Raw genomic sequence first — 23659 nt, 5'->3', positions numbered from 1 at the left:
ATCAATTTTACCCATTTCAGTTGTTGCTGCAGTTACAGCAGCTGCTGTATCAGCACCAGTTAAAGTTCCAACAGCCGCTCCAAGTAATGTATCTGCCTTTGCATTAATAGCTGTAATATCAAGTGTATCGTTTGCAGCGTCAGAAAGTTGAATCTTAATATCTGTACCACCACCAGCTTGGTTTAAGAATGAATTACCGTTAAAGTTAGTTTTTTCAGCAATATGGTCAATTTCCTTTGCTAATTGTTGGTACTCTTTGTTTAAAGAAGCCGAGTCTTTAACGTTATTCGTACCACTAGCAGCTTGTGTAGCAAGATCACGCATACGAAGTAAGATGTTAGAAATTGAGCCTAAAGCAGCGTCACCAGTACGTAAAGCAGACATAGCGTCTTGCGTGTTACGAGCTCCGACGTTTAATCCGCCTTCTTTTGCACGCATACGAGTAGCGATAGCTAAACCAGCCGCATCGTCAGCTGCACTGTTAATAGATTTACCGCTAGATAAACGATTCATCGCAGTATTCATTTTGTCTTGGTTTTGTCGCATGTACTCTTGCGTACGCATGCTGTTAATGTTTGTATTAATTCTCATGTTAAGAAACCCCCATTTTTTTATATTGATTTTTCTGTTAATTGTTAAACGTAAATATGCAAAAAAATCAATTTCGAGATTAATTGTAATCCTTGGTATATATCGTGTCAACGAATAATTGTAATTAATGAATATAAAAAAATGATAATTTCCTATTTGTTCATTTTTTTATTACAATATTATCAAAAGGATTATTGCAAACTTTAAAAAAAAACTCTAATATTAGATTATCTTTGTTTACCGAAAAGGTGATATTATGATAGTTGGAAATATAGTAAAAGAAGTGCTTGCATATAAGAAAGGACAAATTCAGCAAAAGCTAAGTAGTCCACAAGCATTTGTTAGTAGTCGTTTTCAAGAGAAGTTGCAGAGTGAACCTGCGAAGGAGACGAAGGCTACTACGCAGCCGGCAAAAATAGAAGATATGAGTCAGCCGGTACAATCTACGAAAATAGAAACGGTTGTTAATAAGCCGGAACAATCTATTAATAAAGTAGATGAAGCGGGTAAGCCCGAAGAAAAGGGTGAAACGAAAAAAGTAGATGAAGCGAGTAAGCCCGAAGAAAAGGGTGAAACGAAGAAAGCAGATGAAGTGCAAGTTGCGCAAAAAGAGTTTGAACGACGTTTCCCAGAAACGAAAAATGAGGCTGCTGATACGTGGGAATTAACGAAGAAGTATAATATTCAAAAAATACGTTCTTCCAATGAAGGGAAGTATGAGGATATTATTGATCGTGTAAGTCGTACATATGGAATTCCAAAAACGTTAATTCAAAAAATGATTGAAGTAGAGTCTAATTTTAATCCGAAAACGGTGTCACATGCAGGTGCGATGGGACTTATGCAGCTTATGCCAGCGAATGTGAAGGAGATGGGCGTGAAGAATCCCTTTTCACCAGCTGAAAGTATTGAAGGTGGCGTGAAAGAGTTAAGCGGTTATTTAAAGAAGAATAACGGCGACTTAGTATTGGCACTTGCTTCTTATAATGCTGGCCCTGGGAATGTGAGAAAGTACGGAGGCGTACCGCCATTTAAAGAAACGCAAGGATATATTAAAAAAATATTAAATATCGACGTTTCAAAATAGGGAGTTTCATATATAGAGAGAACATGAAATTTTCGTGAACATGATATGGGAGTTGGCTAGATTTGAAATTACAAGATGATATTCCGTTAACAATTTATTTTGAAATCGGAAATACGAAAAAGAAAATTGAAGATTTGCTTCATATTACGAAAGGTACATTGTATCGTCTTGAAAATTCAACGAAAAATACGGTGCGTCTTATGCTTGAGAATGAAGAGATTGGAACCGGAAAGATTTTGACGAAGAATGGGAAGATGTACGTTGAAATCGTTGAATTGAAAAGGTAGGGAAGGGGATTGTCATGAGTGGCGAAAAATTAAGCCAAGAGCAAATTGATGCCCTGCTGAAGGCGGTAAATGAAGGCGAGGAAATGCCAGCTTTCGCACAAGAAGCAGGAAAGCAAGAGAAATTTCAAGAGTATGATTTTAATAGACCAGAGAAGTTCGGTGTTGAGCATTTACGTAGTTTGCAAGCGATTGCTTCTACGTTTGGAAAACAGACGTCACAGACGTTATCAGCGCGTATGCGTATTCCAATTGAACTAGAGCCTTCAACAGTTGAGCAAGTTCCATTTACGAGTGAGTATGTGGAGAAGATGCCGAAAGATTATTATTTATATTGCGTGATTGATCTCGGTTTACCAGAGCTTGGAGAAATTGTTATTGAGATTGATTTAGCATTCGTTATTTATATTCATGAATGTTGGCTTGGCGGAGATAGTAAGCGTAACTTTACGATGCGCAGACCGTTAACAGCATTTGAGTTTTTAACGCTTGATAATATATTCTTGCTTCTTTGTAAAAATTTAGAGCAATCATTTGAAAGTGTTGTTGCGATTGAACCGAAATTTGTAACGACGGAAACAGATCCGAATGCATTAAAGATTACGACAGCGAGCGATATCATTTCATTACTTAACGTAAATATGAAAACAGATTTTTGGAATACGACGGTGCGTATCGGGATTCCGTTCTTATCTGTTGAAGAAATTATGGATAAGTTAACGTCTGAAAATATTGTCGAACATTCTTCGGACAAACGTAGGAAGTATACGTCTGAAGTGGAAGTGAAAGTAAATCAAGTGTACAAACCTGTTCACGTTGCGATTGGTGAGCAGAAAATGACAATGAGTGAGATTGAACAAATTGAAGAAGGCGATATTATTCCGCTTCATACGAAAGTTTCGGATGAATTACTTGGTTATGTAGATGGAAAGCATAAATTTAATTGTTTTATTGGAAAAGATGGAACGCGTAAGGCGCTCCTATTTAAAAGTTTTGTAGAGTAGGAGGATCCATATGAAGCATGAAGTATCTCCCGTGTCATTAATGGGATTAGAAGATTTTGCAGGAAAGCGAAATGAAGCAGGTAAAGCACATATCGATACTGTTTCAGATATTTCGATTGAACTTGGTGTAAAGCTTGGAAAGTCATCTATTACGCTTGGAGATGTAAAGCAGTTAAAAGTTGGCGATGTTCTTGAAGTAGAGAAAAACTTAGGACATAAAGTAGATGTGTATTTAAGTAATATGAAAGTCGGCATCGGTGAAGCAATCGTAATGGACGAGAAATTCGGTATTATCATTTCTGAAATTGAAGCTGATAAGAAACAAGCGGCGCTTATGAAAGCGCAAAGTCAAATGCAAGATAAAGAGTAGAGGAGGAGTCATATGTCGTATATGACGACCTTATTTCAAGTCGTTTTACTGTTTGGTGCGCTCGGTTACGGTGCATATTATATGACGAAAAAGACGCGCAAACAGCAGTTTTTTAAGCAGGGTGAAAATGGCCATATTCAAGTAAAAGACGGCGTGTATTTAAATCATCAAACGAGTGCCTTTTTATTTGAAGTGGACGGAAAGCAAGTGTTCACTGTTATTAGTAATAACGGTGTGCAGTCTGTGCAATTAACCGGAACAGGAAATCAGTTTCAACAAGCACTAGAAGACGCGGTGAAGACTGAAACGAAAAAAGTAGAGGATCCATCATGAGAATAAAGAAACAGTTATCATTATTAGCCGTTATTTTCGTATTTTCTATCGTTTTTTCAATTATTTTTGTAAATCCAGCGTATGCGGCCCCGAACGGTTTTATTAATTTCGAAAATGGAAAAGAGTTTACGAGTAATTCAAGTGTACAACTATTTGCGCTCGTTACCCTTTTATCATTATCTTCTTCTATCGTTCTATTATTTACACATTTTACTTATTTTATGATCGTTCTTGGGATTACACGTCAAGGACTTGGGGTAATGAATTTACCACCAAACCAAGTGCTTGTTGGACTTGCATTATTTTTATCACTCTTTACGATGCAGCCTGTACTCGGGCAACTGAAGAGCGATGTGTGGGATCCGATGACGAAAGAGAAAATAACAGTAAGTCAAGCTGCGGAAACGACAGCTCCTATTATGAAAGAATATATGTCAAAGCATACGTATAAGCATGATTTGAAAATGATGCTGAAAGTACGCGGAGAAGAGTTGCCGAAAGATTTAAAGGATCTTTCCTTATTTACACTCGTACCATCCTTTACGTTAACGCAAATTCAAAAAGGTTTACTAACAGGGATGTTCATTTATTTAGCGTTTGTATTTATAGATTTGATTATTAGTACACTTTTAATGTACCTCGGGATGATGATGGTACCGCCGATGATTTTAAGTTTACCGTTTAAAATACTCGTTTTCGTATATTTAGGTGGATATACAAAAATCGTCGATATTATGTTTAAGACGGTCGCCTGAAGCGCTTGATGCTATGTGATAGGAGTCATATAAATGAATACGTCACCAATTATAGATATTTTCCAAACCTTTTTTTATAAAGGGGTTATGATTTTAATGCCGATTGCCGTTGTAAGTCTGATTGTCGTTATTATTATCGCGGTTATTATGGCAATGATGCAAATTCAAGAGCAAACGCTGACGTTTTTACCGAAAATGGCGAGTATTGTGCTCGTTATTATCATTTTAGGTCCGTGGATGTTCCAAGAGTTAACGATGCTTATTTTAGATTTATTTGATAAAATCCCATCGCTATTGCGTTCGTACTAAGATAGGTGAACTGAAATGAATATGGAATTATGGGCGGCGACGTTTTTTGCGTTTTGTCGCATTACTTCATTTTTATATTTTCTACCGTTTTTCTCAGGTCGATCAATTCCGGCGATGGCAAAGGTTACATTTGGACTTGCTCTTTCAATTACAGTGGCCGATCAAGTGGATGTCTCTCACATCAAGACAGTTTGGGACGTTGCAGCTTATGCAGCAACGCAAATTGTAATTGGTTTATCACTTTCAAAAATTGTAGAGATGCTGTGGAACATTCCGAAAATGGCAGGGCATATTTTAGACTTTGATATCGGTTTATCACAAGCAAGTTTGTTTGATGTAAATGCGGGCTCACAGTCTACTTTACTATCAACCATTTTTGATATATTTTTTCTTATTATTTTTATTTCACTTGGCGGCATTAACTATTTCGTTGCCACGATTTTAAAGTCGTTTCAATATACAGAGGCGATTTCAAAATTGTTGACGACTAGTTTTTTAGATAGTCTACTCGCAACGTTATTATTTGCGATAACATCAGCGGTTGAAATTGCTCTGCCGCTTATGGGAAGTTTATTCATCATTAACTTTGTTCTTATTTTAATTGCAAAAAATGCTCCGCAATTAAACGTTTTTATGAATGCATACGTAATTAAAATTACATGTGGTATTTTGTTTATTGCGATGAGTGTACCGATGCTCGGTTATGTGTTTAAAAATATGACGGATGTATTACTTGAAGAGTATACGAAACTATTTAACTTTTTCTTAACGAAGTAGGGGGACGCGCATGGCAAAGGATAATAAAACAGAAAAGGCCACCCCGCAGAAGCGTAAAAAATCGCGTGAAGAAGGGAATATCGCCCGGAGTAAAGATTTAAATAATTTATTTTCCATTCTCGTATTAGCAGTTGTCGTTTACTTTTTCGGAGATTGGCTAGGGTTTGAGATTGCGAATTCCGTAGCGGTGCTGTTTGATCAAATTGGAAAAAATACAGATTCAACCGAGTATTTTTATTTAATGGGGATTTTATTACTGAAAGTATCGGCTCCGATATTAATACTCGTATATGCTTTTCATTTATTCAATTATATGATTCAAGTCGGCTTCCTATTTTCTTCTAAAGTCATTAAACCGAAAGCGTCACGTATTAATCCGAAAAACTATTTTACGAGATTGTTTAGTCGTAAAAGTTTAGTAGATATTTTGAAATCACTGTTTTATATGGGATTAATCGGTTACGTTTCGTACGTTCTCTTTAAAAAGAATTTAGAGAAAATCGTCAGTATGATTGGATTTAACTGGACTGCGTCACTTACTGAAATTATTAGGCAAATTAAATTTATCTTCTTAGCCATTTTAATTATTTTAATCGTTCTTTCTATTATCGATTTCATTTATCAAAAATGGGAGTACGAACAAGATATTAAGATGAAAAAAGAAGAAGTGAAACAAGAGCATAAAGATAATGAAGGGGACCCGCAAGTAAAAGGGAAACGAAAAAACTTTATGCATGCAATCTTGCAAGGGACAATCGCGAAGAAGATGGATGGTGCAACGTTTATTGTGAACAACCCGACGCATATTTCAGTGGTGCTTCGGTACAATAAACAAGTTGATGCGGCGCCTATTGTCGTTGCAAAAGGGGAAGATGAGCTCGCATTATATATACGAACGCTTGCCCGTGAACATGAAATACCAATGGTGGAAAACCGTCCGCTTGCTCGTTCTTTATATTATCAAGTCGAGGAAGATGAGACAATTCCTGAAGATTTATACGTAGCTGTAATTGAAGTTATGCGCTATTTAATTCAAACGAATGAACTTGAAGTATAATAGCGCGTTTGGAGGGGATCTCTTTGTTTAAGATGGATTCTGCAAGAACCTATTTTTCTATCTTTTTAGCAGCGTCATTCGTTGTGGCGCTCTTAATTCCACTTCCACCATTTATACTTGATATCGTTATCGTTTTTCTACTAAGTATGTCAGTGCTTATTTATATGCGAGCGACAAGTATTAACGAGTGGGATGAGTTAAAGTCATTTCCGACGATGTTGTTATTAATCGGGATTTTCCGCGTATCGATTAACGTTTCGACGACGCGAGCGATTTTAACAGACGGAAATGCGGGTCATGTTATTGAAGAGTTTGGCCAGTTCGTAATTGGCGGGAACTTATTAATTGGTATCGTTATTTTTATAGTTTTAATCATATTCCAGTTTATCGTTGCAAACGGTGCGTCTCGTACAGCTGAAGTAGCAGCTCGTTTTACACTTGATTCTTTACCAGGGAAACAAATGTCTATCGATGCTGATTTAAACCAGCGTATTATTTCAGAAAAAGATGCACAAGCAAAACGAAAAAAATTAAATATGGAAACAGAGTTTTACGGAGCGATGGATGGTGCCGGGAAGTTCATTAAAGGGGACGTTATTTTCGGGATTGTCATTTTATTCGTAAACATTATTTTTGGTTTAATTGTCGGAATGATGCAGCAAGGAATGAGCTTTGCAGATGCAGCTCTTCATTATACACAGTTAACTGTCGGTGACGGAATCGTAAACCAAATCGGTTCGTTAATGCTTGCAATTTCAACAGGTATTATCGTAACGCGTGTATTTGACGGCTCACCGGATACAGTAACAGAAGGTATCTTTAAAGAGCTATTAGCACATGAAGTCGTTGTATATGCACTTGGTGGTTTATTTATTGCAATGGGTATTTTTACTCCGCTACCGTTTTTACCATTCGCACTCGTTGGTGGAACGATTATCTTCTTAGGCATTCGTAATAAAAATCGAATAAAGAAAGAAAAAGAAGACGAGCTTCAAAAAGAATTAGAAATGATTCAAGGTGAAGATGAGCAACTGCAACAAGTGGAAGATTCATTCGGAGTATTTACGGATAAATATCCGATTATTGTAGAACTCGGTTTAGATTTAGCAGCACTTGTAAAGCAGAAAATTAATGGGGAGACAGCTCGTGATAAAGTTGTTCTTATGCGGAAGTCGATTATTACTGACCTCGGTATTAACGTTCCTGGAATTAACTTTAAAGATAATACGAGCTTTAGACCACGTGGTCGTTACATTATTCGTATTAAAGGTGCGAAGGCGGCTGAAGGTGTTTTAAAATCAGGTTATTTATTAGCACTAAAAACACCGAACGTAATGGCTGATTTAGATGCAGAACCAGCGAAAGATCCAATTTTCGGCGAAGATGGATATTGGATTTTAGAGCATATGGTGCAAGATGCACAAATGAAAGGCTATCAAGTGTTAGAGCCACTTAGCATATTAATTACACATTTAGATGTTGTCGTAAGACGTAATCTGCATGAATTAATTCAGCGCCAACATGTAAAAGACTTAATTAACTCGCTTGAAAATGATAATGGCGTTCTATTAGAAGAGATTAAGAAGAAAGAAATTGATTTATCACTCGTTCAAAATGTTATTAAACAACTTCTAAAAGAAGGTATTTCTATTCGTGATTTACCAACAATTATTGAAGGTATTATTGACGGAAAAGAAGTGTATCAAAATCACGTTGATGGTGTGACATCATTTGTTCGTGAATGTATTTCAAAAGTTATTTGTGAAAATGCGAAAAATCCGGACGGAAAAATTTATGCAGCGCTCTTCTCTGATTCAATTGAGTTAGATGCGGATGTTGTGAATAATTCATATCAAGGTTACTTGTTAAACTGGGATTTAGATTTAGAAACACGTGTCGTTGAGCAAGTGCAGCGCGTCTTTAAGCAAGCACGTTTAATGGGAAGAGAACCAGTGTTATTAACACGTAGAAAAGATTTTAGATTTGCAATTGTAAGACTGCTAGAACGTTATCAAGTAGAAGCACAAGTACTTTGTATTAGCGAATTAGCACCAGAAATTGTTGTGGATCAAATTGCCTATATTGAATAGTAGGGGGTGAAGTAATGGAAAGTACAGAAAAGAAAGAAGCGTTAATGCGAATAAAAGCAGCTTCGAAAAATGAATTGTATCGAAAGTTATTTGACCAATATGGTACAGATTATTATTACGTTGTCGATGAAAGTGTAAAACGAAATATACCGTTTTTCTGGAAAAAGGATTATGAAATGTTAGTTGCTTTTCCAGAAGAAAAACAGGAAGAAGTGAATGAAGGTACAGCTCAATTTCATGAACAGTTAATGGATGTTGTGAATGATCCTTCAGAACAAATTGTGAAGGCGAATGGAATTCAATCAGTACTGCACAATTTAGAAAACGTAACGACTTCTATGTCATACGCGGCAATGCAAACAGGAAATAGTGAAGAATGGGCAAGAAAAAAAGAAAAACTATTAAAGCTGTTTGAAAAAGGAATTGTCGTGGTGAAACAGACGAAAGAAACGGAAGTACCGAAAAAGAAAAAAGTTGTGAAACAAGTCGTTCCGGTAAAGAAAGAAGAAGTAGTTCCAAAGAAAGAAAGTCAAGAATCTGTACCGTTTATTATTCAAAAGGTAATTCGGATGCTAGAACAAAACGATGTGGAACAATATTTCATTTATGCATATGCTGAAAAGTTAAAAATAAAGTTTGAAAATGCAACGATGATTACGGAAGAAGAAGTTATTAGGTACATATTGGAAGATATGAAATCTCATTTCAATACGGAAAACGTCTTTGAAAAAGAAGTACAAACAATTGCATTAATCGGTCCAACTGGTGTTGGTAAAACGACGACGCTTGCGAAAATGGCATGGCAATTTCACGGTAAGAACAAAACAGTTGGTTTTATAACGACAGATCATTCGCGCATAGGGACAGTGCAGCAATTGCAAGATAACGTAAAGACAATTGGATCGGAAGTAATTGCTGTGCGTGATGAAGCTGCAATGACAAGAGCGCTTACGTATTTTAAAGAAGAAGCGCGCGTCGATTATATTTTAATTGATACAGCCGGAAAAAATTATCGTACGACAGAAACAGTAGAAGAAATGATTGAAACGATGGGACAAGTAGAGCCAGATTATATTTGTTTAACGTTATCAGCTTCGATGAAAAGTAAAGATATGATTGAAATCATTACAAACTTTAAAGATATTCATATAGATGGTATTGTGTTTACAAAATTTGATGAAACAGCAAGTAGTGGTGAATTGTTGAAAATTCCAGCAGTATCATCAGCTCCTATTGTATTAATGACAGATGGCCAAGACATAAGGAAAAATATACATATCGCTACAGCTGAACATTTAGCGAAACAAATGTTACAAACATCGTAGAAAAGAGGTGAAGAATAAGGCGCTTGCCTTATTCAAACGAATATGAACGGTCTTTATATAGGTTCTATGGGTATGATGAACTACATGCAGCGAATTAATGTTCATTCGAATAACGTTGCAAATGCTCAAACGACAGGATTTAAAGCAGAAAATATGACGTCTAAAGTATTTGATGTACAAGACACATATCGCCGCGGAGATGGGGCGGTAACAAATATCGGTTCGGTCGATTATGCTGTAGTACCAGCTGCAACACATGTGAATTTAGTACAAGGAAATATACAAATGACAAATAGCGCTACAGATTTCTTTTTAGATGACGGCGCAGCCGGCACAACATCATTTTTCGTTACTTCTAAAAATGATGAAACGTTTTTAACGAGAGATGGTAGTTTCACATTAAATAGTGATCGTTATTTACAAACATCTTCAGGTGCTTTCGTAATGGGAGAGAATAATGAGCGTATTCGTATTCCGGAAGGAGCAAAGGTTGCTGTACAAGCAGACGGTACATTATATGATGAAGTAACACAAAATAATATTGCTCGTTTGCAAACAAAAACAGTAGATGCAGAAACGAATGCTCGTCTCGTACAACGTGAAAATAAAAGCTTTACACTAGCAGAAGGAAACATTGCTAATTTACCGAACGGAACAGGAATAGTAAAAAATCATATGCTAGAAAATTCAAATGTAGATATGACGAAAGAGATGGCCGATCTTATGACGGATCAAAAGATGATTCAAGCATCACAGCGCGTTATGACGTCATTTGATAAAATTTATGAAAAAGAAGCGAATGAAATATTGAGATAAAGGACTTCCAAAAGTGGGAGTCTTTTTTGTTATTGCTTTTATTACAGTTACATCATAAAATGATAATGATTATCAATATCATTTTATCTATTTTCATAATGACAGCAATATTTGTTTAACTAAGTGAATTAAAAACAAGGGGATGGTGTATATATGTCTACAAAGAATCAACTTTGCATTGGATTATGTTTAATTTCTAGAAAGAAAGAACAAGAGAATGAGTTTAATTCCGGAATTGATGAACAAGTAGAGTTGGCACTACAGGCAGAAAAGGCTAAGTTAGATTTTGTTTTTAAAGCCGATTATTTAGTGGCGCACCCAGATTTAATTGCTCGTAATAAAGGGAATGTCATTTTAGACCCGACGTTACTGTTTACTGCTATTGCTTATGCGACAGAAAAAATTGGAGTCGTTACAACTGCTTCAACTTCGTTTTATCCACCATATATATTAGCAAGGCAATTACAATCGTTACACTGGATTAGTAACGGCCGAGTAGGGTGGAATATTGTTACATCCATTGACGGTGCTGAAAACTTTGGTGAGGAAGAGATGCCATCATCTGAGGAACGATACGCGAAAGCGGCAGAATGTACAGAGTTAGTAAGAAAACTTTGGAGGAGCCATCCTTATGAAGTGTTGAAAATAGATAACACTGAAGTTATTAGAGAGATGGCTAAGCCAATTGAACATAGCGGTGAATATTTTGAGGTAAAAGGTCCACTTAATATTCCACAGCATATATCAGGAGAAATGCCATTATTTCAAGCCGGTGCTTCAGAGTCTGGTTGGAATTTTGCTGCTTCTGTTGCTGATGCAATTTTTGCTGCAACGCCTGATATAGAGTCAGGTATTGAACTTCGTCAAGATTTAAGAAGAAGAGCAGAAAAACATGGCCGAAAGCAAGATGCTATACGCGTATTACCTGGATTATATTTCTTTATAGGTGATACATATGAAGAAGCGTTAGAAATGCATAGGCAAGCTCATCAACATCTCACAAAAGAGAAGAGATATGCGTTACTTGAAATGGTTCTCGGATTAGATGCGAGAGGGATTCCGCAAGAAAGTAAAATTACAGAAGAGATGCTGCCAAGTCGGGATCAAACTGTTCGCAGTAAAACTCATGCCGAGTTATTACGGAACTTCATTATTAAAAATGAACCAACAGTTGAACAAATACTAGAACGACCAGAAGTTGTTGGATCGGCTCATTGGGTTGCAGTTGGTACACCAAAAGACGTTGCGAAGCAAATTATGGATAGGTTTGAAGCAGGGGCGTTAGATGGATTTATTGCTATTCCAGGAGGACCTCCAAAGTCACTAGATCTATTCTTTAGTGAAGTCATCCCTTTATTTGTGAAGGCGGGTGTATTTAGGGAAGAGTATACAGGTTCTACTTTACGGGAGCATTTGGCGGGGAACATATTAAATACTTTACAGTTAAAATAAATAATAGTATGTAGAAAAAAGCCTTATTATAAAAGGCTTTTTTTGTTTGAAATTAAAAATTCTGAAATATAAGTTGACTGTATGAATGTTATTTTTTATATTAGTAGGTATAACTATAACTACTAAAGAGGTGAGAGTATGACAACGGCATTATATTTAGAAGATGCATACAAAACGAGTTGCGAAACAGAAGTGATAAAAGTAGAAGGGAATAAAGTATTTTTAAAAGAAACAGTTTTTTATCCAACTGGTGGAGGGCAGGAATGTGATACGGGTGTCATTGTACAAGAGGGGCTTGTATTTGACGTTGAAAAAGTAAAGAAGGAGCAGGGAGAAATAGTTCACTATATAAAAGATGAAGCTCAAGTAAAATTAGGTCCAGTTAAATTAGAGATGAATTGGGAAAGACGTCATAATTTAATGCGTCATCACTCGTTACTGCATCTTATCGGAGCTGTTGTTTATGAAAAGTATGGAGCACTATGCACCGGAAACCAAATTTACCCTGATAAAGCACGTATCGATTTTAATGAGTTACAAGAGTTATCGAGCGTGGAAGTAGAAGAAATTGTTGAGGAAGTGAATAAACTTATTGCGCAAAATAAAGAAATTTCCACTCGCTATATGAGCCGTGAAGAAGCAGAAAATGCTGTAGGAATGATTAAAACAGCAATAAATCTCCTGCCAACTACTATCCAAGAAATCCGCATTGTTACAATTGAAAATTTAGACGAACAAGCTTGTGGAGGCACACATGTGAAAAATACAAGTGAAATAGGAACACTTGTTATTGATAAAGTAAAAAGTAAAGGGAAGCAAAATCGTCGTTTTGAAGTAAGGGCGATTTAGATTGTGAGGGGTTACCGATGGATGAAATTATAAAGGAATTACAAAAGTTAGGATTTTCCCAGTATGAATGTAAAGCGTATATTGGATTGTTAAAACACTCCCCAGTAACAGGCTATGAAGTGAGTAAACAAACAGGAGTACCTCGTTCTATGATTTACGAGGTACTCGGTAAGTTAATGGATAAAGGAGCGGTGCATATTGTACCTTCTGAACCAGTTAAATATGTACCAGTACCAGCTACCGAATTAATGAATCGAATGCGAAAAGACTTTGAAAAGTCCTTTGAATTTTTAGATGAGAAATTAAATTGTTTAGAACAAGAACGACAAATAGATGTAATTTCGCATATTCGCTCAAATGATCGTGTTTTAAAAGAAATATGCAATATAATTAATAGGGCAAAGGAAGAATTATGGATTTCTGTATGGGAAGAACAAGTGCATGAAATTGAGCCATACATTCATCAAAAGGAAGAGGAAGGCGTACATATATTTTCAATCTTATTTGGAGCTCCAGAAACAAAAATAGGAGCGACGTTTCACCATAATTATATGACGCCCCACGTTGTTGAAAAGAGAATGGGTGGTCATTTAACTGTTATTGCTCGTGATGGAGAGGAAGTATTAATTGCGAACTTCTCAAATGATAGCACTTCATGGGCCGTTACAACGTATGACCCAGCGCTAGTTCTCGTTGCGACAGAGTATGTGCGGCACGATATTATGGTTGAAGAAATCACAAAGGAATTTGGAGCTGATAAGTTAGATACGTTATGGCGTGAAAATATAGATTTAGTTCATGTCGTAACAGGAAAACGAACTTTAGAAGGAATGGAGGGTGATAAGGATGAGTAAAGCTGAGGCACATGTAGCTTTGCAGAGCGATGATACATTTCAGCAAGGAGTAAAAGATTGTTTACCAACTGTATTTGGTTATTTGAGCATCGGTATAGCAGCTGGTGTAATTGCAAAAACAGCAGGTTTTTCTATCATTGAAATTGCATTTATGTCCACTTTAATTTATGCAGGTTCTGCCCAATTTATATTAGCTGGTATGTATGCAGCCGGTGCTCCTGCTTCCGCAATTATTTTTACTGTATTTTTTGTTAATTTACGCCATTTATTAATGAGTGCTGCCCTCGCACCGTACTTTACGAAACTACCTCTATTAAAAAACGTCATTATCGGTTCTCAAATTACAGATGAAACTTTCGGCGTTGCAGTGCAGCATGCAGCGCAAAAAGGATATTTAGGTGAAAGATGGATGATTGGGCTTAACGTAACAGCGTATTTAAATTGGATACTTGCTACCATTATTGGTGGGCTATTTGGTGAGTGGATACCAGATCCACATACATACGGGATGGATTATGCATTACCAGCGATGTTTATCGGATTATTTGTTCTTCAGCTCATAAGTAGTAAACCAAAACTAGTAATTCATTTAAGTGTTGCAATTGTATCGATTATTATCGCATACGTTTCACACCTATTTATGCCAGATAGTATAGCGGTTATTATCGCAACATTACTAGCTGCGACGATTGGAGTGGTGATTGAAAAATGGAAATGAGATTAGATGTATTATTACTTTTACTAGCAGCAGGAGCTGTTACACTTGTGCCACGTATTTTACCTCTACTCGTATTTAGTAAACTACAAATTCCTGACTGGGGTTTAAAATGGTTAAATTACATACCAATTGCGATATTAGCAGCGCTTTTAGCACAAGTTTTATTTATGCATGAGACGATGCAGTGGGATTATCTTATTACAGCAATTCCAACATTTCTTGTAGCCATATATACTCGTAGTTTATTAGGTACAGTATTAACGGGAGTGGTTGTGATTATTTTGTTACGTTTCTTTTTCTAAAAAGGATTACGCTCATATAATAGCGAAAAGTGTAATAACATGAAAAATATAGGGGTGGTGTTATGATACTTTTAACGATAGGAGCAATTTTGTTAACGTTGTTTATTTTCTTTATTCTCGGTTTTATTACATTTATGATGTTTGTTGATAAGGCGACGCCTCAAATATATTATACACCTTGTGAATCAGTGACAGTGAAAGCTAAAGGTAAACATAGAAGGAAGAAAAGTTGAAAGTTGGCTTTTCTTCCTTCTTCTATTACATCCCCGAAAGAACTAACAACAACAGCCCAAATAGAAAACTAATAAAGGAAAGAAAACCAATACATATCGAGAACACACGATTATTTCTCCATTCGTGCCAAAAAGCGATAAATCCTAAAATACAAAGGAAAAACCAAATGGGCAGGAATATGAACTCGCTAACTTTCTCGGGGAGTAACGAATAAAAAGTTGTTACATATAAAATCCAATTAGTAAAAAATAAAATGCAAATGATAATAGATTGTAGGTAGGGGCGGTTGAAAAATCTCCCTTTTTTTACGGTTTTAAAAATGATAGTTAGCGCTGAGATAAAGGCAATGAGTATGAAAATAAGTAAGAGTAATGTCAGCGTCATTTGATTCTCCTTTATAAGATTGTTTTTATCACGCATGGGCAGTAAGACCCACACCTTAAAACTCAACGTAAGAAAAGAGATTAGGTGGGGGATGAACATCCCCCATTGATTGAAGTTTTACTTTACAAGAAATGAATCTATTAAATTGTATGCTTGTTTTGTAGAGTGCCTGTTATATTTTTCAGTGTACGGATTTAGAAATCCATGTTCACCGTGTAGTTGTTTTATTTCTAATAAAGGATTTTTTTGTTGCTGCAATGTTTGAATTAAAGAGGATACTGAAAAACTAGCTTCTTTTTCAGGAAATATAAGTAGTGTAGCGCATGTAGGCTTTATGTGAACATAGTCGCGTATACGAGAACCGTAACATCCGATAATAAAATCTATTTTCGGATTGTTACTACATAGCCATGAGACGGTAGCTCCAACGCTAAAGCCGATAAGACCAATATGTGTATAACTACTAGAAAGATGAGAAATGAATTCTTCAATTTGCTTTTTTCCATAATCAAATCCAATATGATTTACAAAATGTTCATATGCTTTTTCTTCATCACTATAATGAAATGCATGTTGCGATTGTAGAAGGTTAGGACAGAATACGTCTATATGAGATGAAGTAAAGTGGTTGGTAACGTGATGCATATGGTCGTTCACACCATATATTTCATGAACAATAACGAGAGCTAATTTTTCCTTCATAGTTATATTGTGCCCCTTTGAAACTTAAATTCTTTCTCAACAAGGCAAATACGCAGGTGGAAGTTTTCATACCATTGCTCACGACCTCTTTTTTTCGCTTCTTTATGTAAGGTGTTCTTTTTCCAATTTTCAATCGCATCAAGTGATTCCCAATAAGAAATTGTTATTCCGAGTCCAGAATTACCTCTTGCACTTTCTACACCTAAAAATCCAGGTTGTTGCTTTGCAAGTTTCTCCATTTCTTCGGCAACGGTATTATAGTCTGTTGTATCATTTGATAAATTAGAAGTGAATATCACCGCATAATAATGATTCGCCTTTTGTGAAGCATTTTCCATATAAATTCCCCCTTTAATAAGTATTTTAGCATGTAAAAAAGAAAAGAAGCAGTACGCTTCTTTTCTTTTTTTACGCTGTGAATTTTAATCCAGCATATATTTTACGACCCTTTTTTTGAATCCAACATACTTGTGCATTTTTCTTTTGAATATTACGTTCTTCCATTGTTACTTGTATAATTTGGTCAATCACAAGAGGGATGTTCGTTTGTACTTGGCACCCACCTGTACTATAGTCGATAATGGTCGCTTCAATCGGCATTCCATTCATATGCAATGTTCCAGAAGACATCAGTTGCTCACGTATATGTTGCCTGCGAAATTGTCTTGGTGCTTTTTTGGTATTTTTTATGAAAGATGCAATTGCTAGTGTAAGAAATGCTTTATCGTACACCTTTTCCACCCGGTCATTAACCGGTTTACTAAATAGATGAAGAATGAGTTTACAATATTGCTCATGGGATACATCATCAAATGATACACCAACTTGTACAGAATTTTCTTGTCTCCGAATCCATTTTTTTGTACTATGAATCTTTTCTACCTCGCCAAAAGATAGCGTATAGGAAGATAGACTTGATAAAGTTTCAAATGGAATGGAGGGATCTAATTCAAAACGTGCCCCCGTTTCACTAATATCAAGGACACTGCAAGAAATAATCATATCTTTGGCATATAAAGTACCTGGTAAATTTACTACGAAACGTTCTGAATTTCGAAAACGCGGTCTTTCAAATGCTACAAATAGTGAAGTAACAATAGCTATCCCGTTGTATAGTACCCAGAAAATATTAATATATAAGCTTTCTCTTTCAATATGATATTGCTCAGGATATAAGAGCATAAGTGTTGCTCGAATCAGTGCAATAATTGTTAAAATGAGTAATACGAGGTGAGGGACGCTTGTAATCCATAAAAAATGCCTTGTATTATTTTGAACTCCCTTTCTTGTTACATGAAATTGGAACTTTTTACGTAAGAAAGTTTCTGATAAAATAGCAAATCCCATATAAGGAGCCATAGCAACTTCGTACACATGACTCCACGTAGTTGTGCGTTTCTTATTAGAAACAGCTTTGAAAATAAGCTGTGATGTTAAAAAGGCAGGTGCCCAAAACATAAATAAGTGCATGAAATTAATTTCTAAACTATAAATATCAAATACTAAAAATAATAGCGGTGCTAGTAAAAATATCATTTTATAAATACCGAAAAACCAATAATGGATTCCATCTGCATATAAAAGACGCTGCATAAAAGATAATCCTTTTATAGTGAAAGGATTCCATTTCTTTACGACTTGAATATTCCCTCTACACCAGCGGTCACGCTGTTTTAATAAATCACTAAATGTTTCTGGGGATAATCCAACAGCTAGTGTTTCATTGACAAATATAGTTTCCCATTTGTTAGCTTGTAGTAGCATACCAGTTGCCATATCTTCAGTAATAACTCCAGTCGCAAATCCTCCAATTTCTTCAAGCGCAGTGCGACGAAATAGGGCGTTACTACCAACATACATCGTAGCATTAAAGCGATCTTTTCCTTCTTCTAACTGCCGCATAAAGAAATCTTGTTCATTGGCGATGTTATCTTCAAAAAACAAATTATATTGGAAAGGATCAGCATTATAAAAAACTTGTGGTGCTTGAACGAATACAACATTATTTTTAGAAAAATAACCAATCGTTCGCTCTAAAAAGTTAGCTCGTGGTATCATATCAGCATCCATTGTTACGATAATATCACCTTTTGAATGAAGCATCGCATGATTTAAATTTCCAGCTTTTGCATGCTTATTTTCGGTGCGAGTTATGTGCTGAACAGAAAACTCTGCCGCAAGTTGCTTTACACTTTCACGGCGCCCGTCGTCACAAATATAAATGTTTAGTAACTCTTTCGGATAAGTAATCAACGTACAGCCAGCTACAGTACGTTTTAACAAATCGATCGGTTCATTGTAAGTTGCGATAAATATGTCGACAGTAGGTAGTTTTTCAAAATTGGATAATGGTATTTCTTTTCGTTTATATGGTTTCCATGAAACAATGCTGAAAACGATAGATTGTAAGTAACCAGCCCATTCTGTAATTAACAATATAATACCAGCGATAATACTTATGAGATTAATAGTTGGTAACGAATAAAAAGTTCGCCAAATAAGATAAATAGCATTACAAATGAGAAATAGAATAATAAGTAATTTTTTTGACCATAAATATTTGTGTGCAAGGGCGTAAGTAATAATGATTACGAAAAAAATAATACCTAAACCTTCGTATATAGAAAGGCTCATACAATTCCTCCTTTATGTATAGAGTGGGAAAAATAAAAATATATTATTCGTCTATAAAGATTTAATTATTTCCGGATTATACAATATCACAAAATATAGGGTTAGAGTATAAATTTTACATTTTCTTATTATAAGCTTAAAAAAATTAGAAGAAATAATAGTTGTATTTTTGATTCATAAGAAAAATGCCACTTCAAAAGAGAAGTGGCATTTCTTATATTTCCTCTAAGCTATTAACTGGAACAGTTAATTCGCGTCCTGGGTTTTTTACTTCATATATGCGGGCGGTTTCATTGCTTTCATCGACGTGTTGAATCATAACAGGCATGCCTTGAAAACTGACATTGGCTTGTTCCGCTGACACAGAAAGCTCTATTGCACGTTGTATATTCATTTATATTCCTCCCATCATTATTATCTTTGCTAAAAAAGAGGAATAATATACCATTTAGAGACATTCTTAAAGTTTTTGTATTATTTGTAATGTTTCTTTAATAAATGAAGAAAAGATGGAATCAGGATAACCATCTATCGTTTGAACTGCTTCTTTTGCTTCTGTCAGAGCAGCTGGTTTATCTTGAAGTTCTATATGACACAGGGCACGATATGATCCAGCTGTTAATAACCATGACTGATCAAGTGGATGACTCATATAATCTGGAATATTAGCACGTTTTAATGTTTCTAAAGCTTCCTCGTAACGTTTTAAACCATACAGAGATTTTCCTTTTTCAAGATAATACAATCCATCGTCTTGAAAAATCGGTACATCTTTTAGTTTTTCTCGGAATTGTTCTAAATGTTCTAATGCAATTGTATATTCATTCGTAACGGTATTGTAGTAATAAGCTTTTAATATATCTATATTTGCAGCGGATAAAGTATCTTCTGTAAAAATGGCAAATTGCTCCGATTTTTTTATGTAATATAAATATCGTTCTTTATCTGTTGTAATGATTTTTTGATAAGATAAAATACGGTAAAATTCATCTGTTTTATAATAAACTTGATGTTTTTTTGAAAATGCAAGTGCATCTAAAATGATTTTTTCACATTTTTCATAATTACCATATGCGAGTAAAATAATTGCTTCTTTTAAATATAATTGTATATGTGTAATAAGATCCATTTCTAAATTCTTCGTTTTATATTCATCGCGAATTTTGGTAATCAACTGTAAACATTCTTTATATTTTTTCCGTTTGTAGAGCATATAGTAAAACAGTAGTTTCGTTTCAGTACTTTCGCGATACAAAGTATATTTTTCAAATATAGAAACAGCTGTTTCAACGTAATATTCAATATTGTAATCGTTCATAATAGCCGCTCCAGTTATGAACTGTTTATATAAACGTGCTGTATTTAAAGTAAGAGGTAGTTCTTTTTGAACGATAGGTAGTAAAGTTTCATATACTTCATCGCATTTATTTGCTTTTATTAATGGCTCCATTTTTTGAATGAGTGCTACAATTTCTACATCATCTTCTTCTAATAAAAAACTCGTTTCACATCCAAGTTTTTCAGCAATATATTGTAATGTTTTCATGGAAGGCGTAGCTTTTCCATTTTCAATTTGGCTGAGCATACTTTTTGTCAGTTCTGAACCTGCTAGTTCTGTTTGCGTAAGCTTTTTTTCTTTTCGCAATGCTTTAATTTTTTCTCCGAGAGTAGTCATATTGTAGCTCCTTTATGAATAAAAAGTTAAATGTGATTAAACTTTTGGTTGTAAAAGTTGGAAAGTTGATTATATAATAAGTTTAACACAATTTAACTTTTAAGGGGAGAGAGTCAAAAATGGGAGATATAAGTATAGGACAACATGATTCAAGAATGAAGATTGCAACGAGAAATATCATTTTAATGATGATTGGAAAAATGACGTCTTTATTAGGTGCAGGTATTTATACGTTCGCAATGGGGTTATATGTATTAAAGACTACTGGTTCAGGGATGGGGTTTGCAATTACGCTCGTTTGCGGATCACTTCCAAGGATGATCTGTGGTCCAATTGCTGGTGCTGTAGCAGACCGTGTGAATCGAAAATGGCTTGTCATTGGTACTGATTTATTAAGTAGTTTAACGATGATTAGTATGTTTATTCTTGCTACTATATTTGGACCATCACTTCTTTTTATTTATATTTCAGCAGCATTATTATCAATTTGTGCAAGTTTTTATTCCGTTGCATTAACTTCGTCTATTCCGAGTTTAGTAGATGAAGGACGTATTCAAAAAGCGAGTGCTTTAAATCAAACGGCGGCTTCTTTATCAAATATTTTAGGGCCGATTATTGGCGGAGTTGTATATGGTTTCTTTTCAATTAAATCGTTTTTCCTATTAAATAGTATTACGTTCTTTTTAGCAGTTATTTTGCAATTATTTATCGTATTTGATTTATATAAAAAAGAAGTGGCTGAGAGTACAGAGCATTTCTTGACGAGTATAAAAGAAGGTTTTTTATATGTAAAAAGACAACGTGAAATATATGGTTTAATGAAAATAGCATTGTGGGTAAACTTTTTTGCGTGTGGTCTAACAGTTGCACTTCCATACATTATCGTCCATACATTGCATTTATCTTCAAAGCAACTCGGTACTGTAGAGGGAATGTTAGCAGTCGGGATGCTAATGGGAGCGATTGCTTTATCAGTGCGTAAAGAAGTGAATAATCCGTTTCGTTCTATTTATACTGGACTGTTTTTGTTTGCAGGTTTAAGTTTATGTACAGTCTTTCCGTTGTTAGTTATCATTCCAAAATTAGCAAGTTTTATTTACTATATTGCTTTTATGATGTTAACTGGTATAGCAATTATGATTGTAAACATTCCAATGCAAGTACATATGCAAAAAACGACAGACCCGAGCTACCTAGGGCGTGTGTTTGGCCTACTTGAAACAATTGCGACTGCAATCGCACCACTTGGTATGATTGTATATGGACTACTATTAGATATGTTGCCAACTAGCATTGTTATGATGACAATAGGCGGAGGTTTATTGTTAGTTGTATTAGTTGGAGTAAAGCAACATATGGCGAAAAAACAAGTAGATGTGTCCGCTTAAAAATAAGAAAATAATAAAAATTTGACTTATTATTATAAAAATGACTAAATTAGTATTTTAGTTTTTGAAACTCTTTTTCATGTATGTTAAAGTAAAGTGAGCTTGCAAAGAAAAGGAGACAACAGCATGAAAAAATTAAGTTTTGTTATGCTTTTTCTATTAGTCGTAATGGCTGGATGTAGCAATTATGACACATATATTGAAACAGGTATGCAATCATTGAAAGATGAAAAGTATAGTGATGCAACAATGTGGTTCGAAAAAGCAGAAAAAGAGAAATCAGGAAATGAAGCCAAATCATATAAAGAAGTTGCTGAGAAAATGGATCACGGAGCAACAGCATTAAAAGACGGTAAGTATTTAGAAGCGAAAGACATTGCAAATGAAGTGTTACAAAAGAAAAAAGATGATGAACTTGAAAAAGCCGTAACATCAAATGCAGAGAATATGCTTCAAAAAGCAAAAGATGTGGAAGAGAAAGTAAATGAAAGAGTGGCAAAGCGTAGAAAGGTAGAAGAAGAAGGAATCGATAAAATTATTAAAGCTGTCGATAGTATAGATGAAGTGAAAGAAAAAGAGAAGAAAGTATCAGAAGCATTAGATAAGGCTGAAGAGGCGCAAGCAAAAATTGAGGCAAAGAAAAATAAATAGATTTATAGTTTAAAAGGCTGTCGTGCATAACGACAGCCTTTTAATTTTTTGTTGCAAATGAAGTGATGCTCTGTAGTAAAAAAGAAATGATTTTAGAATTCCATCTGTCCTCATGATGAATCGTATAAATGTTACGCTGAAATTCAAATTCAGGGATTGGTATATAGCATAGCTCATTTCGTTGTATTTCTTGCTCGATAGCAAGTTTAGAAATAAAGGCAATTCCATTACCATATTTTAAAATTTGTTTCATCGTTTCTAATGAGTCTAATTCAATTTCAGATTGGAATGTAATGTTGTGCGCTAACGTCCATTGTGTAAGTAAATCTCTCGTTGTAGATGGATTACGATGCAATAGTATGCGTTCCTTTTCGATATTTTGTAACGATACATTGTCTTTCTTTGAAAAATGATGTTCTTTGGAAAAGGCAAGAACAAGTGTATCGGGCATTATATTCGTTTGTTTTAAAAGTGGTTCATCAAATGGAGCAGCGGAAATTATCCCAAGATCGATTTCGTGATTTTGTAGCATCATTCGAATTTCAGGGGCTGTTTTCACTAGTAGTGTTATTTTTATATTGGGAAATTCACATTGAAATTGATGAACGACTTCTGGCAAAAGATAAGTCGCTGGTACATAACTAGCACCAATTGTTATAGCACCTTTATGAAAATCTTTAAACTCTTGCGTGACACGTCTAGCTTCTTTCATAAGTGCATCTATTTTAGAAGCATAATGATGCAAAGCCTCACCAGCTTCTGTTAAGAAATACCTTCCAGAACGTAATTCGAATAAAGACACACCGAGTTCTTCTTCTAAGCTTTTTATATGAAATGTAATAGTTGGTTGTTTAACGCCAAGTTTTTCTGCAACGATTGTAAGCTTTTTGTATTTCTTAATAAGTACTACAATTTCTAATTTTAAGAGATTCATTATGAATTGCCGCCTTTTTTATTTTAACTATAGAAAAAATCTATAGAAATAAATAGTTTATTAAAAGTTTTTTAATTTAATCTT

General features: G+C 35.0%; 28 protein-coding genes. 20 read left to right on the top strand and 8 right to left on the bottom strand.

Annotated features, from left to right (window positions below; all coding sequences use genetic code 11):
- Positions 1-591, bottom strand: a 591-nt coding sequence (locus RT27_RS18475) for a flagellin (RefSeq protein ID WP_043936926.1), incomplete at its 3' end; no start/stop codon positions are given.
- 256 nt (positions 592-847) lie between these two features.
- On the opposite strand from RT27_RS18475, the gene RT27_RS18470 reads away from it, so the two are divergent.
- The 18 genes from RT27_RS18470 to RT27_RS32460 all read left to right on the top strand — a co-directional run bounded on the left by RT27_RS18470 (position 848) and on the right by RT27_RS32460 (position 15206).
- Positions 848-1678, top strand: a complete 831-nt coding sequence (locus RT27_RS18470; protein WP_043936925.1) for a lytic transglycosylase domain-containing protein — start codon at positions 848-850, stop codon at positions 1676-1678.
- Positions 1679-1740: 62 nt separating this feature from the next.
- Positions 1741-1965 carry a flagellar motor switch protein FliN gene (locus RT27_RS18465; protein WP_000775712.1) on the top strand — a complete coding sequence of 75 codons (225 nt, stop codon included), beginning with the start codon at positions 1741-1743 and terminating at the stop codon, positions 1963-1965.
- A 14-nt stretch (positions 1966-1979) separates the two neighbouring features.
- Positions 1980-2966 carry a flagellar motor switch protein FliM gene (gene fliM, locus RT27_RS18460; RefSeq protein ID WP_000012361.1) on the top strand — a complete coding sequence of 329 codons (987 nt, stop codon included), beginning with the start codon at positions 1980-1982 and terminating at the stop codon, positions 2964-2966.
- A 10-nt stretch (positions 2967-2976) separates the two neighbouring features.
- Positions 2977-3336 (top strand): flagellar motor switch protein FliN, encoded by a 360-nt coding sequence (fliN, locus tag RT27_RS18455; protein ID WP_000680010.1) that lies wholly within the window; start codon positions 2977-2979, stop codon positions 3334-3336.
- Between the two features lie 12 nt (positions 3337-3348).
- Complete coding sequence (locus RT27_RS18450; RefSeq protein ID WP_000121178.1) at positions 3349-3669, top strand: hypothetical protein; 321 nt, start codon at positions 3349-3351, stop codon at positions 3667-3669.
- Positions 3666-4424 carry a flagellar type III secretion system pore protein FliP gene (locus RT27_RS18445; RefSeq protein WP_001220582.1) on the top strand — a complete coding sequence of 253 codons (759 nt, stop codon included), beginning with the start codon at positions 3666-3668 and terminating at the stop codon, positions 4422-4424. The genes RT27_RS18450 and RT27_RS18445 overlap by 4 nt, the downstream gene beginning before the upstream one ends.
- Positions 4425-4457: 33 nt before the next feature.
- Positions 4458-4733 carry a flagellar biosynthetic protein FliQ gene (locus tag RT27_RS18440; protein ID WP_001098080.1) on the top strand — a complete coding sequence of 92 codons (276 nt, stop codon included), beginning with the start codon at positions 4458-4460 and terminating at the stop codon, positions 4731-4733.
- A 15-nt stretch (positions 4734-4748) separates the two neighbouring features.
- Positions 4749-5510 (top strand): flagellar biosynthetic protein FliR, encoded by a 762-nt coding sequence (locus RT27_RS18435; protein WP_001055695.1) that lies wholly within the window; start codon positions 4749-4751, stop codon positions 5508-5510.
- 10 nt (positions 5511-5520) lie between these two features.
- Positions 5521-6567, top strand: coding sequence for a flagellar type III secretion system protein FlhB (locus RT27_RS18430; RefSeq protein ID WP_016082171.1), 1047 nt, complete (start codon positions 5521-5523; stop codon positions 6565-6567).
- A gap of 23 nt (positions 6568-6590) precedes the next feature.
- Positions 6591-8657, top strand: a complete 2067-nt coding sequence (flhA, locus tag RT27_RS18425; protein WP_029441911.1) for a flagellar biosynthesis protein FlhA — start codon at positions 6591-6593, stop codon at positions 8655-8657.
- Between the two features lie 14 nt (positions 8658-8671).
- A complete protein-coding gene (flhF, locus tag RT27_RS18420) occupies positions 8672-9982 on the top strand; it encodes a flagellar biosynthesis protein FlhF (protein ID WP_000446182.1) in 1311 nt (436 codons plus the stop codon).
- A 42-nt stretch (positions 9983-10024) separates the two neighbouring features.
- Positions 10025-10798 (top strand): flagellar basal-body rod protein FlgG, encoded by a 774-nt coding sequence (locus tag RT27_RS18415; RefSeq protein ID WP_001013934.1) that lies wholly within the window; start codon positions 10025-10027, stop codon positions 10796-10798.
- Positions 10799-10951: 153 nt separating this feature from the next.
- Positions 10952-12250, top strand: a complete 1299-nt coding sequence (locus RT27_RS18410) for an NtaA/DmoA family FMN-dependent monooxygenase (RefSeq protein ID WP_043936924.1) — start codon at positions 10952-10954, stop codon at positions 12248-12250.
- 138 nt (positions 12251-12388) lie between these two features.
- Complete coding sequence (locus tag RT27_RS18405) at positions 12389-13099, top strand: alanyl-tRNA editing protein (protein WP_043936922.1); 711 nt, start codon at positions 12389-12391, stop codon at positions 13097-13099.
- A gap of 17 nt (positions 13100-13116) precedes the next feature.
- Entirely contained in the window at positions 13117-13953 is an 837-nt protein-coding gene (locus tag RT27_RS18400) for a helix-turn-helix domain-containing protein (protein WP_043936921.1), read from the top strand.
- On the top strand, positions 13946-14671 hold the full coding sequence (locus tag RT27_RS18395) for an AzlC family ABC transporter permease (protein WP_029441917.1): 726 nt from the start codon (positions 13946-13948) through the stop codon (positions 14669-14671). The genes RT27_RS18400 and RT27_RS18395 overlap by 8 nt, the downstream gene beginning before the upstream one ends.
- Complete coding sequence (locus tag RT27_RS18390; RefSeq protein ID WP_023521614.1) at positions 14662-14973, top strand: AzlD domain-containing protein; 312 nt, start codon at positions 14662-14664, stop codon at positions 14971-14973. The genes RT27_RS18395 and RT27_RS18390 overlap by 10 nt, the downstream gene beginning before the upstream one ends.
- A gap of 62 nt (positions 14974-15035) precedes the next feature.
- Positions 15036-15206: a DUF3951 domain-containing protein gene (locus RT27_RS32460; protein WP_000602245.1), complete on the top strand. Its 171-nt coding sequence runs from the start codon at positions 15036-15038 to the stop codon at positions 15204-15206.
- Between the two features lie 25 nt (positions 15207-15231).
- On the opposite strand, the gene RT27_RS33695 is transcribed toward RT27_RS32460, so the two are convergent.
- From RT27_RS33695 to RT27_RS18365, 6 genes are all read right to left on the bottom strand, one after another.
- A complete protein-coding gene (locus RT27_RS33695; protein ID WP_080681727.1) occupies positions 15232-15591 on the bottom strand; it encodes a hypothetical protein in 360 nt (119 codons plus the stop codon).
- 117 nt (positions 15592-15708) lie between these two features.
- Positions 15709-16293 (bottom strand): dienelactone hydrolase family protein, encoded by a 585-nt coding sequence (locus tag RT27_RS18385; protein WP_043936919.1) that lies wholly within the window; start codon positions 16291-16293, stop codon positions 15709-15711.
- A gap of 2 nt (positions 16294-16295) precedes the next feature.
- A complete protein-coding gene (locus RT27_RS18380; protein WP_043936917.1) occupies positions 16296-16631 on the bottom strand; it encodes an antibiotic biosynthesis monooxygenase in 336 nt (111 codons plus the stop codon).
- Positions 16632-16701: 70 nt separating this feature from the next.
- Entirely contained in the window at positions 16702-18927 is a 2226-nt protein-coding gene (locus RT27_RS18375) for a glycosyltransferase (RefSeq protein ID WP_043936915.1), read from the bottom strand.
- 214 nt (positions 18928-19141) lie between these two features.
- Positions 19142-19321: an H-type small acid-soluble spore protein gene (locus RT27_RS18370; RefSeq protein WP_001025734.1), complete on the bottom strand. Its 180-nt coding sequence runs from the start codon at positions 19319-19321 to the stop codon at positions 19142-19144.
- A gap of 66 nt (positions 19322-19387) precedes the next feature.
- Positions 19388-20602, bottom strand: a complete 1215-nt coding sequence (locus RT27_RS18365; RefSeq protein WP_029441921.1) for a helix-turn-helix domain-containing protein — start codon at positions 20600-20602, stop codon at positions 19388-19390.
- Between the two features lie 119 nt (positions 20603-20721).
- Between RT27_RS18365 and RT27_RS18360 the strand changes: the two genes are divergently transcribed.
- Both RT27_RS18360 and RT27_RS18355 read left to right on the top strand, forming a co-directional pair.
- Entirely contained in the window at positions 20722-21990 is a 1269-nt protein-coding gene (locus RT27_RS18360; RefSeq protein WP_043936913.1) for an MFS transporter, read from the top strand.
- 126 nt (positions 21991-22116) lie between these two features.
- Positions 22117-22641, top strand: a complete 525-nt coding sequence (locus RT27_RS18355) for a DUF4398 domain-containing protein (RefSeq protein ID WP_000736437.1) — start codon at positions 22117-22119, stop codon at positions 22639-22641.
- 40 nt (positions 22642-22681) lie between these two features.
- Here RT27_RS18355 and RT27_RS18350 read toward each other — a convergent pair whose 3' ends face one another.
- Entirely contained in the window at positions 22682-23575 is an 894-nt protein-coding gene (locus tag RT27_RS18350) for a LysR family transcriptional regulator (protein WP_043936912.1), read from the bottom strand.
- Positions 23576-23659 lie beyond the last annotated feature (84 nt).

Source organism: Bacillus sp. L_1B0_5 (assembly GCF_000836715.1).
GTDB classification, from domain to species: Bacteria; Bacillota; Bacilli; order Bacillales; family Bacillaceae_G; genus Bacillus_A; species Bacillus_A thuringiensis_S.
The sequence above is the reverse complement of the archived record's forward strand: the minus strand, read 5'-3'. Positions and strand labels throughout refer to the sequence as shown.

Excerpts from the sequence above, each read along its gene's own strand:
- RT27_RS18470 (WP_043936925.1), top strand. The coding sequence starts at position 848 with ATGATAGTTGGAAATATAGTAAAAGAAGTGCTTGCATATAAGAAAGGA.
- fliM (WP_000012361.1), top strand. The coding sequence starts at position 1,980 with ATGAGTGGCGAAAAATTAAGCCAAGAGCAAATTGATGCCCTGCTGAAG.
- fliN (WP_000680010.1), top strand. The coding sequence starts at position 2,977 with ATGAAGCATGAAGTATCTCCCGTGTCATTAATGGGATTAGAAGATTTT.
- RT27_RS18450 (WP_000121178.1), top strand. The coding sequence starts at position 3,349 with ATGTCGTATATGACGACCTTATTTCAAGTCGTTTTACTGTTTGGTGCG.
- RT27_RS18445 (WP_001220582.1), top strand. The coding sequence starts at position 3,666 with ATGAGAATAAAGAAACAGTTATCATTATTAGCCGTTATTTTCGTATTT.
- RT27_RS18440 (WP_001098080.1), top strand. The coding sequence starts at position 4,458 with ATGAATACGTCACCAATTATAGATATTTTCCAAACCTTTTTTTATAAA.
- RT27_RS18435 (WP_001055695.1), top strand. The coding sequence starts at position 4,749 with ATGAATATGGAATTATGGGCGGCGACGTTTTTTGCGTTTTGTCGCATT.
- RT27_RS18430 (WP_016082171.1), top strand. The coding sequence starts at position 5,521 with ATGGCAAAGGATAATAAAACAGAAAAGGCCACCCCGCAGAAGCGTAAA.
- flhF (WP_000446182.1), top strand. The coding sequence starts at position 8,672 with ATGGAAAGTACAGAAAAGAAAGAAGCGTTAATGCGAATAAAAGCAGCT.
- RT27_RS18415 (WP_001013934.1), top strand. The coding sequence starts at position 10,025 with ATGAACGGTCTTTATATAGGTTCTATGGGTATGATGAACTACATGCAG.
- RT27_RS18410 (WP_043936924.1), top strand. The coding sequence starts at position 10,952 with ATGTCTACAAAGAATCAACTTTGCATTGGATTATGTTTAATTTCTAGA.
- RT27_RS18405 (WP_043936922.1), top strand. The coding sequence starts at position 12,389 with ATGACAACGGCATTATATTTAGAAGATGCATACAAAACGAGTTGCGAA.
- RT27_RS18400 (WP_043936921.1), top strand. The coding sequence starts at position 13,117 with ATGGATGAAATTATAAAGGAATTACAAAAGTTAGGATTTTCCCAGTAT.
- RT27_RS18395 (WP_029441917.1), top strand. The coding sequence starts at position 13,946 with ATGAGTAAAGCTGAGGCACATGTAGCTTTGCAGAGCGATGATACATTT.
- RT27_RS18390 (WP_023521614.1), top strand. The coding sequence starts at position 14,662 with ATGGAAATGAGATTAGATGTATTATTACTTTTACTAGCAGCAGGAGCT.
- RT27_RS32460 (WP_000602245.1), top strand. The coding sequence starts at position 15,036 with ATGATACTTTTAACGATAGGAGCAATTTTGTTAACGTTGTTTATTTTC.
- RT27_RS33695 (WP_080681727.1), bottom strand. The coding sequence starts at position 15,591 with ATGACGCTGACATTACTCTTACTTATTTTCATACTCATTGCCTTTATC.
- RT27_RS18385 (WP_043936919.1), bottom strand. The coding sequence starts at position 16,293 with ATGAAGGAAAAATTAGCTCTCGTTATTGTTCATGAAATATATGGTGTG.
- RT27_RS18380 (WP_043936917.1), bottom strand. The coding sequence starts at position 16,631 with ATGGAAAATGCTTCACAAAAGGCGAATCATTATTATGCGGTGATATTC.
- RT27_RS18375 (WP_043936915.1), bottom strand. The coding sequence starts at position 18,927 with ATGAGCCTTTCTATATACGAAGGTTTAGGTATTATTTTTTTCGTAATC.
- RT27_RS18370 (WP_001025734.1), bottom strand. The coding sequence starts at position 19,321 with ATGAATATACAACGTGCAATAGAGCTTTCTGTGTCAGCGGAACAAGCC.
- RT27_RS18365 (WP_029441921.1), bottom strand. The coding sequence starts at position 20,602 with ATGACTACTCTCGGAGAAAAAATTAAAGCATTGCGAAAAGAAAAAAAG.
- RT27_RS18360 (WP_043936913.1), top strand. The coding sequence starts at position 20,722 with ATGGGAGATATAAGTATAGGACAACATGATTCAAGAATGAAGATTGCA.
- RT27_RS18355 (WP_000736437.1), top strand. The coding sequence starts at position 22,117 with ATGAAAAAATTAAGTTTTGTTATGCTTTTTCTATTAGTCGTAATGGCT.
- RT27_RS18350 (WP_043936912.1), bottom strand. The coding sequence starts at position 23,575 with ATGAATCTCTTAAAATTAGAAATTGTAGTACTTATTAAGAAATACAAA.